This is a genomic window from Bdellovibrio bacteriovorus, assembly GCF_001592745.1.
GTDB lineage: Bacteria > Bdellovibrionota > Bdellovibrionia > Bdellovibrionales > Bdellovibrionaceae > Bdellovibrio > Bdellovibrio bacteriovorus_B.
The window spans coordinates 249,983-265,956 of the sequence record NZ_LUKD01000001.1; the positions used below are offsets into that span (position 1 = coordinate 249,983).

Annotated in this window: 13 protein-coding genes; 5 read left to right on the forward strand and 8 right to left on the reverse strand. The window is 45.2% G+C overall.

Features of this window, described 5'->3' with window-relative positions; all coding sequences use genetic code 11:
• Nucleotides 1-62 precede the first annotated feature (62 nt).
• From AZI87_RS01165 to gpmA, 5 genes are all read right to left on the reverse strand, one after another.
• Nucleotides 63-1,205, reverse strand: coding sequence for an EF-hand domain-containing protein (locus tag AZI87_RS01165; protein ID WP_253696303.1), 1,143 nt, complete (start codon nucleotides 1,203-1,205; stop codon nucleotides 63-65).
• A gap of 34 nt (nucleotides 1,206-1,239) precedes the next feature.
• Nucleotides 1,240-2,205 (reverse strand): pilus assembly FimT family protein, encoded by a 966-nt coding sequence (locus AZI87_RS01170; protein ID WP_081112090.1) that lies wholly within the window; start codon nucleotides 2,203-2,205, stop codon nucleotides 1,240-1,242.
• Nucleotides 2,202-2,693 (reverse strand): hypothetical protein, encoded by a 492-nt coding sequence (locus AZI87_RS01175; RefSeq protein WP_063204620.1) that lies wholly within the window; start codon nucleotides 2,691-2,693, stop codon nucleotides 2,202-2,204. Before AZI87_RS01175 ends, AZI87_RS01170 begins: the two co-directional genes overlap by 4 nt.
• Nucleotides 2,690-5,443 (reverse strand): hypothetical protein, encoded by a 2,754-nt coding sequence (locus tag AZI87_RS01180; RefSeq protein WP_063204621.1) that lies wholly within the window; start codon nucleotides 5,441-5,443, stop codon nucleotides 2,690-2,692. The genes AZI87_RS01175 and AZI87_RS01180 overlap by 4 nt, the downstream gene beginning before the upstream one ends.
• A gap of 136 nt (nucleotides 5,444-5,579) precedes the next feature.
• The gene (gpmA, locus tag AZI87_RS01185) at nucleotides 5,580-6,326 is read right to left on the reverse strand and encodes a 2,3-diphosphoglycerate-dependent phosphoglycerate mutase (RefSeq protein ID WP_063204622.1); all 747 of its coding nucleotides are present in this window, start codon (nucleotides 6,324-6,326) and stop codon (nucleotides 5,580-5,582) included.
• Between the two features lie 152 nt (nucleotides 6,327-6,478).
• Here gpmA and AZI87_RS01190 point away from each other — a divergent pair, with 152 nt between their 5' ends.
• The 4 genes from AZI87_RS01190 to lpdA all read left to right on the forward strand — a co-directional run bounded on the left by AZI87_RS01190 (nucleotide 6,479) and on the right by lpdA (nucleotide 12,890).
• Nucleotides 6,479-9,190 carry a 2-oxoglutarate dehydrogenase E1 component gene (locus AZI87_RS01190; RefSeq protein ID WP_063204623.1) on the forward strand — a complete coding sequence of 904 codons (2,712 nt, stop codon included), beginning with the start codon at nucleotides 6,479-6,481 and terminating at the stop codon, nucleotides 9,188-9,190.
• Between the two features lie 22 nt (nucleotides 9,191-9,212).
• Nucleotides 9,213-10,478 (forward strand): 2-oxoglutarate dehydrogenase complex dihydrolipoyllysine-residue succinyltransferase, encoded by a 1,266-nt coding sequence (odhB, locus tag AZI87_RS01195; RefSeq protein ID WP_063204624.1) that lies wholly within the window; start codon nucleotides 9,213-9,215, stop codon nucleotides 10,476-10,478.
• A gap of 96 nt (nucleotides 10,479-10,574) precedes the next feature.
• Nucleotides 10,575-11,204, forward strand: coding sequence for a hypothetical protein (locus tag AZI87_RS01200; protein WP_063204625.1), 630 nt, complete (start codon nucleotides 10,575-10,577; stop codon nucleotides 11,202-11,204).
• Between the two features lie 276 nt (nucleotides 11,205-11,480).
• Nucleotides 11,481-12,890 (forward strand): dihydrolipoyl dehydrogenase, encoded by a 1,410-nt coding sequence (gene lpdA, locus AZI87_RS01205; protein ID WP_063204626.1) that lies wholly within the window; start codon nucleotides 11,481-11,483, stop codon nucleotides 12,888-12,890.
• Nucleotides 12,891-12,945: 55 nt separating this feature from the next.
• Here lpdA and AZI87_RS01210 read toward each other — a convergent pair whose 3' ends face one another.
• Nucleotides 12,946-13,377, reverse strand: a complete 432-nt coding sequence (locus tag AZI87_RS01210) for a hypothetical protein (RefSeq protein WP_253696312.1) — start codon at nucleotides 13,375-13,377, stop codon at nucleotides 12,946-12,948.
• A 109-nt stretch (nucleotides 13,378-13,486) separates the two neighbouring features.
• On the opposite strand from AZI87_RS01210, the gene AZI87_RS01215 reads away from it, so the two are divergent.
• A complete protein-coding gene (locus tag AZI87_RS01215; protein ID WP_063204627.1) occupies nucleotides 13,487-14,020 on the forward strand; it encodes a hypothetical protein in 534 nt (177 codons plus the stop codon).
• 68 nt (nucleotides 14,021-14,088) lie between these two features.
• Here the strand turns inward: AZI87_RS01215 and AZI87_RS01220 are convergent, their stop codons facing one another.
• Both AZI87_RS01220 and AZI87_RS01225 read right to left on the reverse strand, forming a co-directional pair.
• Entirely contained in the window at nucleotides 14,089-14,505 is a 417-nt protein-coding gene (locus AZI87_RS01220) for a hypothetical protein (protein WP_063204628.1), read from the reverse strand.
• Nucleotides 14,475-15,905, reverse strand: a complete 1,431-nt coding sequence (locus AZI87_RS01225) for a hypothetical protein (protein ID WP_063204629.1) — start codon at nucleotides 15,903-15,905, stop codon at nucleotides 14,475-14,477. The genes AZI87_RS01220 and AZI87_RS01225 overlap by 31 nt, the downstream gene beginning before the upstream one ends.
• Nucleotides 15,906-15,974 lie beyond the last annotated feature (69 nt).

Sequence of the window (15,974 nt, forward strand, 5' to 3'; positions counted from 1 at the left end):
CAAGCAAAAATAAAAACGGCGCCCTTAGAGCGCCGTTTCACCATCTTAACTGTAATAAAATATTATTGCGGCGAGAACCACATATCGATGATGGATCCCTGCTTCTCTTTACCTTTCTCTACGAAGACAAAGGTGCTGCGCTCACGCGCTTCTGCTCGAGAACCAAACGGTGTCTTCGCACTGTCATCGTATTTCAATGAAATCGACTTGATGCGCGACTTTAATGGTACAAGCTCGGAAGCTTGCGATTTACCATCACCATTTTTATCAAACCACAGAAGAAGTTTTGCAAAGTCTTTGTCGTTTTTATCGATCACGCCATCGCCATTAGAGTCAAACTCTCGCAAGGCTTCGAAACCGTTTTTAAACTTCTCACCTTCATTACCAAAAAGCTCGTCCGCTTTTGTGATCTTCTTATCGCCATCACGGTCGATAGCCACGAAAGCTCCCGGAGCTTTCTTTTCTGGCCATGATGTTTTGCCTGAAGGATTCAGAGGGAACTCTGAATGACCGTCAAATCGCGGACGATTGTCGTCGAAGAAGACCATTAATGGAGAGAAGTAACCGCCGCAGTGACCTGTCTCGCCCGGAAAAAAGGCGGAGATACTGTATTGCCGGCCGTCTTTAGACGAACTGGTATAAATACTAGCCGAAAGAGGGCCGTCAGTACCCATATACTGTTGTCCTGCCTTCGGTGCGAACGTTTGTGAAAAGGAAGTCCCATGAAGCTTTACATCGAAATCTTCACTAATATTCCCTTCTTCATCGACGGTCGTTGTAACTGAAATTGGTACAACCATTCGTACTATATTCCCTGCATACGAAGCCACTACGCCAGGGGAAACATTTGCCCCAGTTATGTCTTGCACCACTTCGTCACCAGCGTTCAATACTATATCCGCTGGATATTTAACCAAATAACTTTTAACTGTCCCCTTGTCATTGATAGCGACATTGAACTCAACAGTCGCACCCCTCGCAATCGGATTTGAAACCGAACGAAGATTTGTACCAAAACAAGTATTCGTAATATTTATGGTGATAGCGTTCTGTGCCGCTCGAGTCACTTGCCCGGAAAGCACAACCCCTTGGAAACCGGCCGTGCCACCCACGCCCGAGTTGACGGCTGCGGGTTCTTGTTCCGCGTGTGCGTAAACCCCGATGCCGAATAAAAGTGGCAGTGGTAGCCATCTTCTAAGAAACATACAAGCCCCCTTGTTTTCCCCTTAACGTGCCCTATTATTTACCCACATCTTGTGGACGAATAATTTGGTAATAAATCAAAGAATCCCGTGCGTTGTTTCTAGAGAAGACAACTCTAGTTACATCGGCTGCGAACAATTGACCCTTAGAAAACGTATTATTCATATAAACAGAACGCAAAAGATTGACTGTCTTCGTTTTCGGGTCTCTCTCTAAATAATACTTGATAATATTCACGGCTTTCAAGCGCACAAGAGGAGCAGCGCCCCCCATCGGCGGTATATCCCTTAAGAACTTATCTTCATCGTTGATTGTCTCATTTGGATACAAGGGATGAGTCTTATTTAAGAAACCTGTGAGGTTGAAGGGGGTCAGTCTTGATTCCCCCGGTGCGTTTACAATTCCCACGAAAATCGGAGAGCGGGCTGGCACATTGTAGTTGGGTCCTGTCGGAGTCATCTCGCGAACAGCTGCTGGAGAGTCCAACATCAAAATCGTCCCTACCTGCCAAAATCCCGGATTGGATTTTAAAACTTCATTTCCTTTGTTCAAAGACCGGAAGATTAAAGCCGCCTCTTGATTCGCACTTGCCGGAAGAGCCCCTAAATCGTAAGCCAAGGCCGGCGTGTACATCATCGTTCCCAACTTGTCGTTGGAAGTCATAAAGACAAACTCATTGCGACGACCAAACTCCAACGTCAGCTTTCTTGGAGCATCGAACTCTTGGTCTCCACCAGAATCCGAGACATAGTCGAAGAAACGAAAGCCTGTATCGTCGGGAATCAACACATTATTGAAAGAAGGTTCAGAGTATTTAAGGTCTTTAAGAATCATACGCTCAGCGATGATGTTATCAACCTTATCTTCGATCTCATTGGTGATTTGATCTTTGGTCTTTGCAGTAAAAACAAAGAAAGATGCGGCAACCATCCCCATGATCCCGAGGAGGGCCACACCGACAACCATTTCTGCTAATGAGAAACCTTTTTGATTCAACTTCATTGTGAGTTCACCACAAACTGATAATCTTGAAAGCCATAGTTGGCTGGATTGCTAGGAAGACTTCCGTCACCTTGAGCCTGCGACCAATCTTTATGACTCATTCTTACCGTCACTAAATACAATCCCTTAAATTCTGGTGATGCCTGCACCACGAAGCCATATCGTCCTGGACATTCAGAACAATCTTTTGCCGGCAAAATTTTACCATTTCCCCAGGCCATAGGAAGCTTGTCTAAAGCCAGAGCTTCACTGCGTGACTTGTCTGACGTGGAATAATTGATTTGATACATACGAACATTCGGGCGGATATTTTCAATCACGTCGTTGATCTGTTTGTACAAAGAGTTCTTCGTACCGCTTTCTTTAGCGACTTTACGCATGTTGATAGTTCCTGAAATAAAGAACGAACCAACTAACGTAATCATGGCCATTCCAAGCAGCGATTCTAAGATCGAAATACCTTTTTGGTTCTTGAGTTGCGACATCATATGCCGGACTCCCGCGAAATTTCTAATACATAAAAATGAACAAGACGGTTCTTACAAGTCGTCGCTGTTCCAGTCGAACTTGAGAGACCGCAATCTGGGTCTACGGATGTCCAACGGAACGGATCGGCCTTCGAACGAAGAGCGATCGAATTACAGCGATATAGATTTGCCACATTTATCATTGAAGGATAAGGATGCCATACAGGATAGCGGGCAATTGTCGAACAATCCTGTCCGTTGATGCCTTTTAGCACGCGTGCTTGGCGCAACTCATAAGTAGCCATTGGATGATAAATTGTACTCCAACGAATTCCATGATTATAGGCGGTATCATCAATATCAATTCCGTTTGTTACGATAAAACTACCGATAATTCGCAATGGCTCACCACGAGGCTCAATTATTAGTTTTTCACATGTAAAGAAACCTGCTACAAAATTTGCGGTGCTTTTAATAATACAATTTTTAGCCATAGACACGACTTGGAAGTCGACATTAGAAATACCCCCGGCCTTATAAGCGTTCTCACGCTTCAACTCAATGTCCTTTCGATTTTCATACTTTTCGGTAAATGACCAAGAGAATTTCGCGTTTGGAGCGAACGACAGTCCCCAGTCACTCAAACCGAAGGCAGAGTTTTCCGGAGTTTTGCAAATTATGTCATAGTTTTTATATGCGTTCTCATTCGGTAGCTCCCCACGCCATTGCCCGTACTGGTCTCCAAGATACTGAGAACCTTTAATCGCCGTACCTTCACGACTGAACTGCAAAGTACCTACGTTATTATTGGACCACGGTCTTAAAGAATACTTTTTATAATAAGAAACGTCATATGCCTCAAGGCGCATATTCAGGGAAAGCGGGTTGCCGTTACTATCAAGTAGCATCTCTTCATTTTCAAAAGAGACTTCAAGGTCACGGAAAGAAGCATTTCCGGAGTTCGTGGAGTTAGGGTTGTTAGGATCTTGAGGATACTTTAATGTGATATGCACTTTGGGTTGCACACCTTCTTTAGATTCCACTGCCGCCAATTGTCTTTCGAACGTAGTTACTTGCTCTGAAGCTCGAGCAAGATCATTGTTTTTATTTTCTTTTGCACGGTTGATTTCGCGAATCTGTCTTTTAATATCTTCAACACGATCCTCAAGACGAGCTATGCGGTCACGGTCTTTTTTATCACGGGCTTCACGCAAGTTATCTTCTGTTTGCTCAAGGTCTCTGTTCGCACGAGCTAATGCATTTTCAATTTCTCTAATATCCTGTTCAAGTCTTTCTTTTGCAAACTGGGCGTCTGCAAGTTTCCGTCTGATCGAATCCTTTAAGCCAGAAAGATCAATTTTCGGCTCTAACGTCACTGTTCCGTTATCTGGAATCTCACCCAAAACGACAACGGACTGACCGAAGCTCATAGTGAACTTCGCTACAGCGGCTTCTTTTTTTGTCAGGTTAAATGTATTCAGAATACCGCGGATTGCATTCGGCGCATCGACTTCACCCGTTTGCGGATTGAATCGGTTTTTGTCCGTCATACCCAGACGGTACTGATGTTTACTGCCTGTATTTCGTAAAATTTGACCACGCAGCTGACTGTTAATCGTGCTTTTCAAATCATATTTTGAAAGATTGTACTCGACACATTTTTTTAAATCCGAAGGATCCACCGTATCGCCACTGGTCTGAAAGCCGGAAAGGAAGTCTAAACCGATGTCGCGCGCGCCATCCAGCTCAACCCCTTTTTGAAAGCCACCAAACTGGCGGATGTTCGCCCAGAACTGATCTGAGTCGGCTCCCGCGCTTCGAGGTTGAAACTCGGCGTTCCTACGAAGCACCGGGCCTTCACCTAAAATAATCTTATCTTTGAATGTCACTGGCGTATAAACTGTATCAACGCCCTTTTCGTCAGACTCTAAATCAGGTGCCGCGGGTAAGCGAACCGCTCCATTTACAAACACCGGACTTTCAAAAATAAGTCCTGGAAATCTTAAACGATCATTTCTAGAAGAAAATTGTTTTAGGGCTGCATCCCCTTTTGCTTCAGGGACACCGGATCTATTCTCTTTATCTAAGTGAAGATCACCAGCCACGAGCAAAGCAAAGCTTCCCACTTCGCGAGGATATACGCCGATTTTTGAAGTCGTCGTTAATTCACTGCCGCCGACCAGAATCGGTTTGCCTGAACCATCCAACAAACTGATTTTGACCGTAAGATAAAGCTCTCGGCCGTATTCGGGAATCACACCGCGATTATCGCGTGCTATGTCAATGCGAATCGCTTCGGTTTTATAACCCTTTAACTCAGATACGATTTTGTAAACAGGATGAAGGGCACTGAAAGTTTTTAAGTTGATCGTCTCGCCAAATCGAATCAAGGGAGCTTTTTCTGGATTTGTAACACCGGCCAAACGCAAAAAGTTCACCGTTTCGGCCTTCATCAACATACGCTCGATAGAACGCGGATGCGCAAGCACTCCGTTCATGTTGTCGCCGCATTTTTCCGGCATCCAGTCTTTAGAAAAACACCAGCGTTGTTTGATACCAAACAACGTAAAGTCCATCATCGAGTGCAACGCCAATCGCGCCGTGATGATAGAAGCGGTCTTCGTCACTTGTTGACGATGTTTAATGACTTGCGGAGATAAGAAATAAAGCATAACGCCCACGACACCAACGGCGACGAGGGCTTGGACAAAGGCGCTACCTTTGTTGTTCGGCTTCAAGATAGAACGTTCTAGCCAGAAGAGTGGTTTCATGGCGAATCTCCTATCTGTCCATATCGACACACAGGATATCAAACTTAAGATACAAAAGTCCGGTAGGTCCTGAGATTTACCTGACTTTCACTCTTAGTGATTCACTATGAAACACTCGCTGTTTCGATCCGGGAAACTACTTGGCTTTCCCTTGGTTAGCGACGGCTTCGATGGCCGCTTTCACTTCTTCAGGGTCTCCGATGAATTCCTTCTTCAGGACCTTAAAGTTTGCGTCCAACTCGTACATCATAGGAATACCCGTTGGCATATTCACTCCCATGATTTCATCCGGAGTCATGCCTTCAAGATGTTGCATCAAGGCACGCAAACTGTTCCCATGCGCCACGATCAAAACATTCTTTCCCGATTTGATCGTCGGAGCGATCGTGTTGTTCCACAAAGGCAAGAAACGCGCGACCGTGTCTTTCAAAGACTCTTGGCTTGGCAGAATTTTTGGGTCCACATCTTTATAACGCGGATCATGAGAAGGATGGCGAGGATCGTTCACATCCATTGCTGGAGGCGGAACATCATAACTACGTCTCCAAATTTTCACTTGGTCCTCACCATGACGAGCCGCGGTTTCAGCTTTGTTCAGACCTTGCAGAGCTCCATAATGACGCTCATTCAAACGCCAGTCTTTGTGTACTGGAAGCCACACTTGATCCACTTCATCCAAAACGAAGTTCAGAGTTTTAATCGCTCTTTTGAGCATGCTTGTGTAAGCGATATCAAAGCTAAAGCCTCTATCTTTGAGTGCTTTCCCGCCTTTTAGAGCTTCGGCTCGACCTTTTTCTGAAAGATCTACGTCTTGCCATCCGGTAAAACGGTTTTCTTGGTTCCACACACTCTCACCGTGTCGAATTAGAACTAACTTATACACAGTTTAAACTCCTTCAATTTACATAGAAAAAGAGCTATCATGGCAGGGCCTTCTTTTACATCAAAAGCTTGTGATATCGCCACGCATTAAGGCGTGTCAAACTCCCAAGATTTTGAAAAATTAGCAGGCGTCTAAAACGTGGAGAAAACACCGTGAACAATAGCAGTGGCATCAATCGCGCCAACCTTGAATACATTGAACAGCTTTACGCAGATTTCAAATCCAATCCGGATTCGCTTGCCGTTGAGTGGAGAAGTTTTTTTGAGGGAGTCGAGTTTGCTCAAGAAGGCAAATTCGGAATGTCCGACAAAGAGCTCGCGGTTTTTCAATTGATCCAAGCCTATCGCGCTGAAGGCCACACGGAAGCGAACTTAAATCCTCTGTACGCTCCGAAAGAAAGCGAATTGCTTTCTTTGAAACGCTTCGGTTTGAGCGAAAAAGATTTGTCTGCAAAATTCCAAGTAGGCTCTTTGATCGGCAAACAAGGTGCAACACTTTCAGACATTATCGCGCAACTTAAAAAAATCTATTGCGGCACTTTGGCGTTGCAAGCCGCCGACGCTTCTCCCAAAGAAGTTCAATGGTTGCAAACAGAGTTTGAAACAGCGAACGCTGGCAAGCTTTCTTTGGACGATAAGAAAAACGCTTTGTCGTCTTTGACGAAGGCTGAGACTTTAGAAAAATTCGTGCACACACGTTACGTGGGTAAAAAACGTTTCTCTGTGGAAGGGGCAGATTCCATTCTTCCAATGATGGACACTTTGGTGAACAAAGGCACAGGCCTGCAAGTTCAAGAAGTTTTCGTCGGCATGGCTCACCGTGGTCGCGTGAATATTCTTGTGAACTTCTTCGGTAAAGGTGAAGAGTACGTTTTCGGTGACTTCAACGGACCGCTTGAATTAGCAGAACCTGTGGAAGGTTTTGATGGCGACGTGAAGTACCACCTGGGTTATGTTTCTGAAAAGAAAACAGCGAACGGCACTTGCAAAGTGACGATGGCTTACAACCCTTCCCACTTAGAAACTGTGAATGCCGTGGCTGTCGGTATGGCTCGCGCGGCTCAAGATGCGTTGGGTGACAACACTCGTAAAAAAGTAGTTCCTGTTCTTATTCATGGTGATGCGGCTTTCGCGGGCCAAGGTATTGTGCAAGAAGTTTTGCAAATGGCGGGAGTCAAATCTCACACTGTCGGCGGAACTATTCACGTGATCTTGGACAACCAAGTTGGTTTCACAACAAATGGTTTTGATACTCGTTCTACTCGCTATGCTTCTGATGCGGCGAAAATGACTTTCACACCGGTTCTTCATGTGAACGGTGATGATGTTGAAAGTGCTGTGCGTGCGATGGACATCGCTCTTCGCTACCGTCAAGAATTCGGCAAAGACGTTGTTATCAACTTGATCTGTTACCGTAAGTACGGACACAACGAAGGTGACGAACCTGCTTTCACTCAACCGCAAATGTACGAGCTCATTAAAGCTCACCAGACAGTGCGTGAAATCTACGGCAAAAAACTTGTCGCTGAAGGCAGCTTAGATCAAAAATTTATTGACGATCTTTACCAAAAAGCGATGGATCGTTTGCAATCCATCTTTGAAGAAACAAAGAAAACAGCGCCGAAGCTTAAGAACTTCAAATTCGAGGGCCCTTGGAAAGGTCTTCGTCGCGCGACGGACGCGGACTTTGAAAAACCAGCTAATACAAAATTCGATATCAACACTCTGAAAAAGATCGGCGAAAAAATCGGTTCTTTCCCAGAGGGTTTCACTCCTCACCCTAAATTGATCAAACTTCTTGAGACCCGTAAAAATATGGGCGCAGGAAAAGATCCTATCGACTGGGGTATGGGTGAACTTCTTGCTTACGGAACTCTTCTTCACGAAGGTTCCAGCGTTCGTTTGACCGGTGAAGACTGCGTGCGCGGCACCTTCACTCATCGTCATGCGGGTATGTATGATTTCAAAACAGGCAAGGCGTACTTCCCCCTTGCCGATCTAAACCCGAAAGCCAACCTGCTTGTGGCTGAAAGTATTCTTTCAGAATACGGCGTACTTGGTTTTGAATATGGTTACTCAAACCAAGATCCTCGTTCCCTAGTTATGTGGGAAGCGCAATTCGGTGACTTCGTTAACGGAGCCCAAATTGTGATCGACCAATACATCGCGGCCGCCGAATCTAAATGGCAACAAATGAGCGGTCTTGTGATGCTTCTGCCTCACGGATACGAAGGTCAAGGACCTGAGCACTCTTCGGCTCGTCTTGAGCGTTTCTTGCAACTGGCAGCGCAAAACAATTTGCAAGTGTGCAACTTGACGACTCCAGCGCAGATCTATCATGCTCTTCGCCGTCAAATGCACCGTGATTTCCGCAAACCACTTGTCGTGATGTCACCGAAGTCTTTACTTCGTCACCCACGTGCGGTTTCAACTTTGGAAGAGTTGGCAAACGGTCAATTCCAAGAAGTGATTGCGGATACTGTTGATAAATCCAAAGTGGATACAGTGGTGTTTGTTTCCGGCAAACTTTACTACGAGTTGTTAGAAGAAAGAGAAAAAACGAAGAAGGACAATATCGCTTTGGTTCGACTAGAGCAGATCTATCCTTTCCCTGCAAAACAAGTCACTGAAGTTTTGAAGTCTTATCCAAAGGCAAAAACTTTGATCTGGGCCCAAGAAGAACCTAAAAACATGGGTGCTTTCCAGAATGTGTACTTTAAGTTTGTCGATGTGGTTGGCAAAGCCGGCATGAAGCTGGGCTTTGAATATGCGGGCCGTCCAGAGAGATCTTCTCCGGCGACGGGCTCTACATACCGTCACGCGATTGAGCAGGCTGAAATTATTAAATCCATTTTTGGCGCCTAAGGCGCAGTTTAGGACTTTGTAAATGAAACAAGAGATTAAAGTTCCTACGGTTGGGGAATCCATCACAGAAGCAACCATCGGTAGCTGGACAAAAAAATCCGGCGACTTTGTAAAACGCAACGATGTTTTAATGCTGCTTGAAACAGACAAAGCCAGTGTTGAAGTAGTCGCTGAAAATGACGGTGTCTTGACTATTCTTCCAGGCAGCGAAGCTGGCGCCGTGGTAAAAATCGGTGCGACTGTAGCTACTTTGGATACTGATGCAAAACCAGCTGCGGGTGCTGCAGCGGCAGAGCCTGCGAAAGCAGAATCAGCTCCAGCACAAACTCAAGCGGCTCCTCAACAGGCAGCTTCCACAGGCAAAGATGCGTCAGCGCACCTTTCCCCTGCTGTGCAAAGAATTGTAACTGAAAAAAATCTAGATCCTTCTTCTGTTCAAGGGACTGGCAAAGACGGTCGTTTGACGAAGGGTGATGTTCTTGATGTACAACCTCAAGCGAAAGCCGCTCCGGCAGCAGCCCCTGCTAAGTCCGCAGCTCCGCAAGTTTCTGCGGCGGATGTGATGGCTGCTCGTGGTCCTTCAAAACAAGGCGATAAAAAACTTGTAGCGATGACGACGATCCGCAAACGTATCGCTGAAAAACTAAAAGAAGCGCAAAACACCGCCGCTCTTTTGACGACTTTCAACGAAATCGACATGACGAAGGTGATGGAGCTTCGTGCGAAGTACAAAGACAAGTTCAAAGAAAAATACGGCTTGAACTTGGGCTTTAATGGCTTCTTCGTAAAAGCCGCGGTTGAAGCATTGAAGGCTTACCCTGCCGTGAATGCATGGATCACAGGCTCTGATATCGAATACCACAATTACTACAACATCGGTATTGCGGTATCGACGGAAAAAGGCTTGATGGTTCCCAACGTGAAAGACGCTGACACTCTTTCATTAGCTGGAATTGAAATGGCCATCCGTGATTTGGCTACAAAAGGCCGTGATGGAAAAATCACTCCGAATGATTTAGGCGGTGGGACTTTCTCAATCACAAACGGTGGCGTGTTCGGATCTCTGCTTTCAACTCCGATCTTGAACTACCCGCAATCAGCTATCTTAGGACTTCACAAAATCCAAGACCGCCCTATGGCGATCGACGGAAAAGTAGAAATCCGCCCTATGATGTATGTCGCATTAACGTACGACCACAGAATCATCGACGGGAAAGAAGCCGTCAGCTTCCTTGTAAAAATCAAGGAGCTTGTCGAAGATCCAGAAAGACTTCTACTAGAAGTCTAATAAAAACCCAAAAAAAGGCCCGTATCAAACCGGGCCTTTTTTTTATTTACCAAAATTTGTTTATAGTTAGATAAAACAATATCCGATTTATCTGACATGAAGTCTCTTTTTCAATCTTCATTGTGTTTCTTCGCCCTGACTTGTGCAGGTTGCACTGGCGAACTATCAACGGCAACATACGGCTCGATTCAGAGTCTTTACGGAAATTGGACAACGGGTTGCAAAAGCGAAGGAACCGTCTTCGCAAAAATCAACGCTCTGATGAATGAGGACGCCACTTATAGGTTGGAAACCATCACTTACTCGGACCCGACCTGCACGACAAAGCTTTTAGCTCTTGATGAAACCGGCACGTTTCAAATCACTCGTATCACGAACACGAAGCTGGACCATTCCGGAGACCTTACTTGGATACTTTCTTTAGCGACGGTCACGCCCCTCTCCGTTGATGCAGAAACTTCGCTTAACACATCCGCCTACTGTGGTTTCACGGACTGGCAGCTCAATATACCAAAGGACATCATGGGTCAGACCTGCGATGGAAAGACCATAGGATCCACAGGAAACAAAAACTATGACCTGTTCGATGTAGCAACGACAGACAATCCCTACATAGGACGCAAAACCGGCGATCTCAGATTCGGCTATAGATCCACCGATCGCGACGGAACTTCAGAATCCCGAAGACCCAACTCTTTAAACACCAACCTCATTTATCGAAAATAATAAGGCCATCAAATCGCCCCACAGACCTATGGCATAACACAACAAACCGCTCCACAAGCAGCTATAGCCTCGTCTACAAAAAACAACAATAATCCCCCACCCAAAACCCAAAACACTAGGACCGTTCAAAAAGGTCCAGCCGCAAGGCGGAAGGGGCCCGACAACGCAGCCGGATGGGCCTTTTTCAACGGTCCGGGTAATGCGATGATTCTTTGGTGACCCTTCTGCTAGTATATCGTATAAAAGCATAAGTGCTTTTCACTAAAGGATGCTTCTATGAGCGAGACACAATTTGATCTAATCGTTATTGGTTCTGGACCCGGTGGATATGTAGGCGCGATTCGTGCCGCACAGTTGGGTTTAAAAACAGCTGTTATCGAAAAAGATAAAACTTTTGGTGGTACATGCTTAAACGTCGGTTGCATTCCTTCCAAAGCTCTTCTTGAAAGTTCTGAACACTACGTGGCCGCTCAACATGATTTTGCTGCCCACGGTATTAAAGTTTCTAAAGTGGATTTAGATCTTCCAACAATGTTGGCTCGTAAAGACAAAGTCGTAAAACAAAATACGGAAGGAATTAACTTCCTGTTTAAGAAAAATAAAATCACTCCATTCACTGGCTTCGGTAAAATCGTCGCTCCGGGTAAAGTGGAAGTGAAAGCGGACGACGGCAACACGCAAGTTCTAACAACAAAGAACATCGTGATCGCGACAGGCTCTGCACCGGTTGAGCTTCCTTTCTTGAAATTCGATGAAAAACGCATCGTCTCTAACACGGGCGCATTGGTTCTTTCACAAGTTCCAAAAACAATGATCGTTGTGGGCGGTGGTGTGATCGGTCTTGAACTTGGTTCTGTATGGCAGCGTTTGGGCGCTAAAGTAACAGTGATCGAATACGCCAATCGCCTTGGTGGAACAATGGACCAAGACTGCATGAATGTGCTTAAACGCGGTTTAGAAAAAGAAGGCATGAGTTTCCTTCTTTCGACTAAAGTGACAGCGTCAAAAGCATTGAATGACGGCATTGAAGTTACTTACGAATCTTTGACGGATGGTAAAACATCTTCCATGAAAGCCGACGTCGTTCTGGTCGCGACGGGCCGTAAACCATTCACAAACGGTGTGGGTTGTGAAGAAATGGGCATCCAAAAAGATCCTCAAGGTCGTATCGTTGTTGATAAACACTTCCAAACAAATGTTCCTGGCATCTATGCCATCGGTGACGTAATTGCGGGCCCAATGCTAGCACATAAAGCGGAAGAAGAAGGCGTGGCTTTAGCAGAGATGCTAGCAGGTCATGCTGGACACGTGAATTACAACACAGTCCCTGGCGTCATCTACACGCACCCAGAAATCGCGGCTGTCGGATTGACAGAAGAGCAATTGAAAGAAAAAGGCATTGAATTCAACGTTGGTAAATTCCCATTCATGGCGAATGGCCGTGCTCGCGCGAAAGGCTTCACAGAGGGATTTGTAAAAATCATCGCTGACAAGAAAACAGATCGTATTTTGGGCGCGCACATGGTCGGACCAAGTGTTTCTGAGCTCATTCATGAAGTGGTTGTCTGTATGGAATTCGGCGGCAGCAGTGAAGATCTAGCTCGCTCTTTCCACGCGCATCCAACACTCAGTGAAGCGGTTCGCGAAGCCGCCTTGGGCGTAGAAAAACGCACAAGACAAATGTAATTTTTGAGGTTCTAAAAACTAAAAAGCCTTCAGGGATCCTGAAGGCTTTTTTATTTTATCGACAAAGTGACTGAAGCACATCCCAACCCGGTCGAACCGCGGGCTCAATCGGAGCCTCTTCCGCCGTCGGCTCAAACTGGCTGACCAGATCGTTTTCATATTTATAACAGTCGCGACGCTTGAAATTTTTCTGCTGAGGCAGGCTTTCTAACACGCTCACCATTAAATCCATATGCGCTTCATCTAAAGCTCCCTGCGGAGCGCTGTTGTCACGAAGAGTTTTAATTTGCCCCAAGACGCGGTGAACGGAACTGAATCGCTCTTTATTATTACGTGCTTTGACGACTTCTTTTTGCAGAAGTTCGGCGTAACTATCCACCTGCTGACGAAGACTGCGTTGGCTCTGAATGGGAACTTCTTGGCGGATCGCTGCCGAAGCATCCAAGACTAAAAGCCAAGTAAATGCCGCTAAAAAGATACTTTTCATGCTCGCCTCCAACATTTTTATCGTATGACTTCCCGTTTTTAGCAATCTCGACTGTGGGGAAAGCCTAAATGCTGATACTTTTTTAATTAAGAACGTTTGAGGAACCACAATGAAATGTCTATTTACCATCAGTATTATTCTTTTTTCACTTGCATCAGCCGCATCAAACAAAATGGATATGGCTTGCGTTACAGAGTTCCCATCTACAAGCTTCGTTGTCCGCGAAGCTGCCGACACTGTGATTGTTGAAATTTTCAATCACAATGGTCCGCAGTACCGTCCCGTCTATGACGGTATCGTCACTCCGAACGACCTCGGTACTATTGCAAAACGCGCGAACGTTGTCAGCAAACTTCCGACGATTTTACGTTTTGAATGGCCGAGAGCGAAGTGTGAATACCATGGTCCATTAGTAAAATCCTGCATGGGAACGACTGACGAACAAGATGTGAACGGATTCAAAGTAAGCGGATGGTCTTTCACTTCCTCAGAAGTGACGGAAAAAACTTTCGCTGGAGATTTTAAGTCGCATAAAGTGTCTGCGCATTTCAGCGTCGATGGCAGCACGTATTCCGTGCCCATGACATATCAGGAACATGATTGCGAACCGAACAGATATTTTAGAAAAGACATTCTCCAATAAATTGGATTTTTAAAAACAAAAAAAGCACGGTTCAGCACCGTGCTTTTTTTATTTGCCGTAAGAGGATTCTACTTACAGATAAGATCCACGACTTGGAATGCCTTATCAACATAGGCCTCTTTTTGGCTCTTATCGTAAGACTTCATCATAGACGTCACTTCTTTTTTATACTCCGGGCACTTTTTAGCCTGAAATTCTTTTTTATCTGGCATGTAAGATAAAGACTCCATGAAAAGGCTCATGTTCAGTTCCTTTTCTTCAGATTGACGTGGGTTCTTTGCACGCAAATCACTTAAGTCTTTATAGCTTTTCAAGAAAGCATCGAAACGTTTGTTCACGTCTTTTTCTTTCTTTAACTCTGTTTCTAAAGCCGCTACTTTCTTATTGAACTCTGAAAACACATCCACTTTCGCCGCAGCAACCGGAGTTCCTGCGGTAAAAAGAGAAACAGAAATTAAAGCTCTAAGAATTTTTGTTCTGTGCATGTTCCTGCTCCTAAACCTTTATCCAACACACGTGCTTGCGCTTTCACTGCTGGGATGTAAATAGAATCTTTGTAAGCAAACAAGTATTGCGCCAACGTCAAAGGCTTACCACCTTTAGAGATGGCTTTTGCTCGCGCTTCACCTGCTTTGAATTTACCCTGACCCGGCTCGTACCAATAGTTCATATCGAAATCGGCTTTCGTGATCGGATACTTCTTCAAAGTGGCAATACGGTACTTCAACCACTCGCGGAAGAACATCGCAGGGCGGCCCGGGCCTGAATTGTAAGCCATAACAAACAGCATCTCTTTGATGGTCTCTTTGTCAAAGCTATCAATACCTGCATCCTTCATCAACTGTTCAGCACCTTTGAAGTTCGGATCTTTATTGTCTTTGGAACGAGCAAAGGCATTGTTCGCATTGCGTTTTGTCGCATGATAAAAGATTCCGTAATACACAAGGCTGCGCAATGGATTTGGCGGAGACGAAATCGCATGGCAGCGATTGGCGTCATCGGCTTTGATATCTTCCGCATTCTTCGGAACGGCGCCAGGAATCTTCATCAAGCGTTTGCAAGACTCTTTTTCGCTGTTCGTGATACGACCTTTGAAATTTGGATAGTTTTGCTGAACGTCGACAAGTGCTTGATCCGTGAATTGACCAATACCACCGTCATTCACCAGACCAAACGCGTTCACGTGCAAACCACTTTCATTTGAAAGTTTGGGTGCAATGAATTTCGCAGGCACATCAAGACAGTCAGCCACATCAATCAAAGAGTTATAAACCAAGTTAACGTAATCTTCTGTCACGCAGGCTTTGTGCCCGTAGCGCTCCGGTTTACCTTCAGGGTCATTATCACACTTAGAAAATAAATGCGGATCATGCTTATAATCCTTAACGTCCTTCACTTCACGTTGTTCTGTAGGACCTTTGGTGCGATTGTAAGCAATGTCGGCTTCCCTTTTTTCTTCTGGAGTCAACGCACGGTCTTTCCAGAAGCGTCTCATGATATAAAGCGCGCATTTGCGAGGCAGAACTTCTGCAGTCTTAGAATAATCACGAGTTCCAGAAAACAATCCTTGAGGATCTGCTTTTTTGAAAGCTTCGAATTTATCTTGAAGATAGTTACGGTCTTTGCCGCAATCTTCAGGCTTTTCAAAGCTCAAAATATTAGGTGTGCCGCCAAATTGACAGTTACAAGTCATGTCTTCTTGAGAAGCCGTCATCGTTGAAACGGACTGATTCGCCAAATTGATTTTCTGAATGACTGTCTCTTCTGCTGAAGAGGCGAAGTCGCTCCCGTCAGGTCTGTAATACAAGCCGTACCAGCCGAAAACTGCAAAGCAAGTAAAACAACAAAACGTGTAAAGCCAGAAGGATGTCCTTGATTGCTTCACCCTACTCTCCTTTTTGATAGTGCATCAGCTTCTTATCTGTTTATTCAAAGCAAAACTAAAGGTACGAAA

What these genes read in the sequence shown, in the direction of transcription:
- AZI87_RS01165 (WP_253696303.1), bottom strand. Translation starts at nt 1,205, where the DNA reads ATGTTTCTTAGAAGATGGCTACCACTGCCACTTTTATTCGGCATCGGG.
- AZI87_RS01180 (WP_063204621.1), bottom strand. Translation starts at nt 5,443, where the DNA reads ATGAAACCACTCTTCTGGCTAGAACGTTCTATCTTGAAGCCGAACAAC.
- AZI87_RS01170 (WP_081112090.1), bottom strand. Translation starts at nt 2,205, where the DNA reads ATGAAGTTGAATCAAAAAGGTTTCTCATTAGCAGAAATGGTTGTCGGT.
- AZI87_RS01220 (WP_063204628.1), bottom strand. Translation starts at nt 14,505, where the DNA reads ATGCACAGAACAAAAATTCTTAGAGCTTTAATTTCTGTTTCTCTTTTT.
- AZI87_RS01200 (WP_063204625.1), top strand. Translation starts at nt 10,575, where the DNA reads ATGAAGTCTCTTTTTCAATCTTCATTGTGTTTCTTCGCCCTGACTTGT.
- AZI87_RS01175 (WP_063204620.1), bottom strand. Translation starts at nt 2,693, where the DNA reads ATGATGTCGCAACTCAAGAACCAAAAAGGTATTTCGATCTTAGAATCG.
- AZI87_RS01215 (WP_063204627.1), top strand. Translation starts at nt 13,487, where the DNA reads ATGAAATGTCTATTTACCATCAGTATTATTCTTTTTTCACTTGCATCA.
- AZI87_RS01210 (WP_253696312.1), bottom strand. Translation starts at nt 13,377, where the DNA reads ATGAAAAGTATCTTTTTAGCGGCATTTACTTGGCTTTTAGTCTTGGAT.
- lpdA (WP_063204626.1), top strand. Translation starts at nt 11,481, where the DNA reads ATGAGCGAGACACAATTTGATCTAATCGTTATTGGTTCTGGACCCGGT.
- odhB (WP_063204624.1), top strand. Translation starts at nt 9,213, where the DNA reads ATGAAACAAGAGATTAAAGTTCCTACGGTTGGGGAATCCATCACAGAA.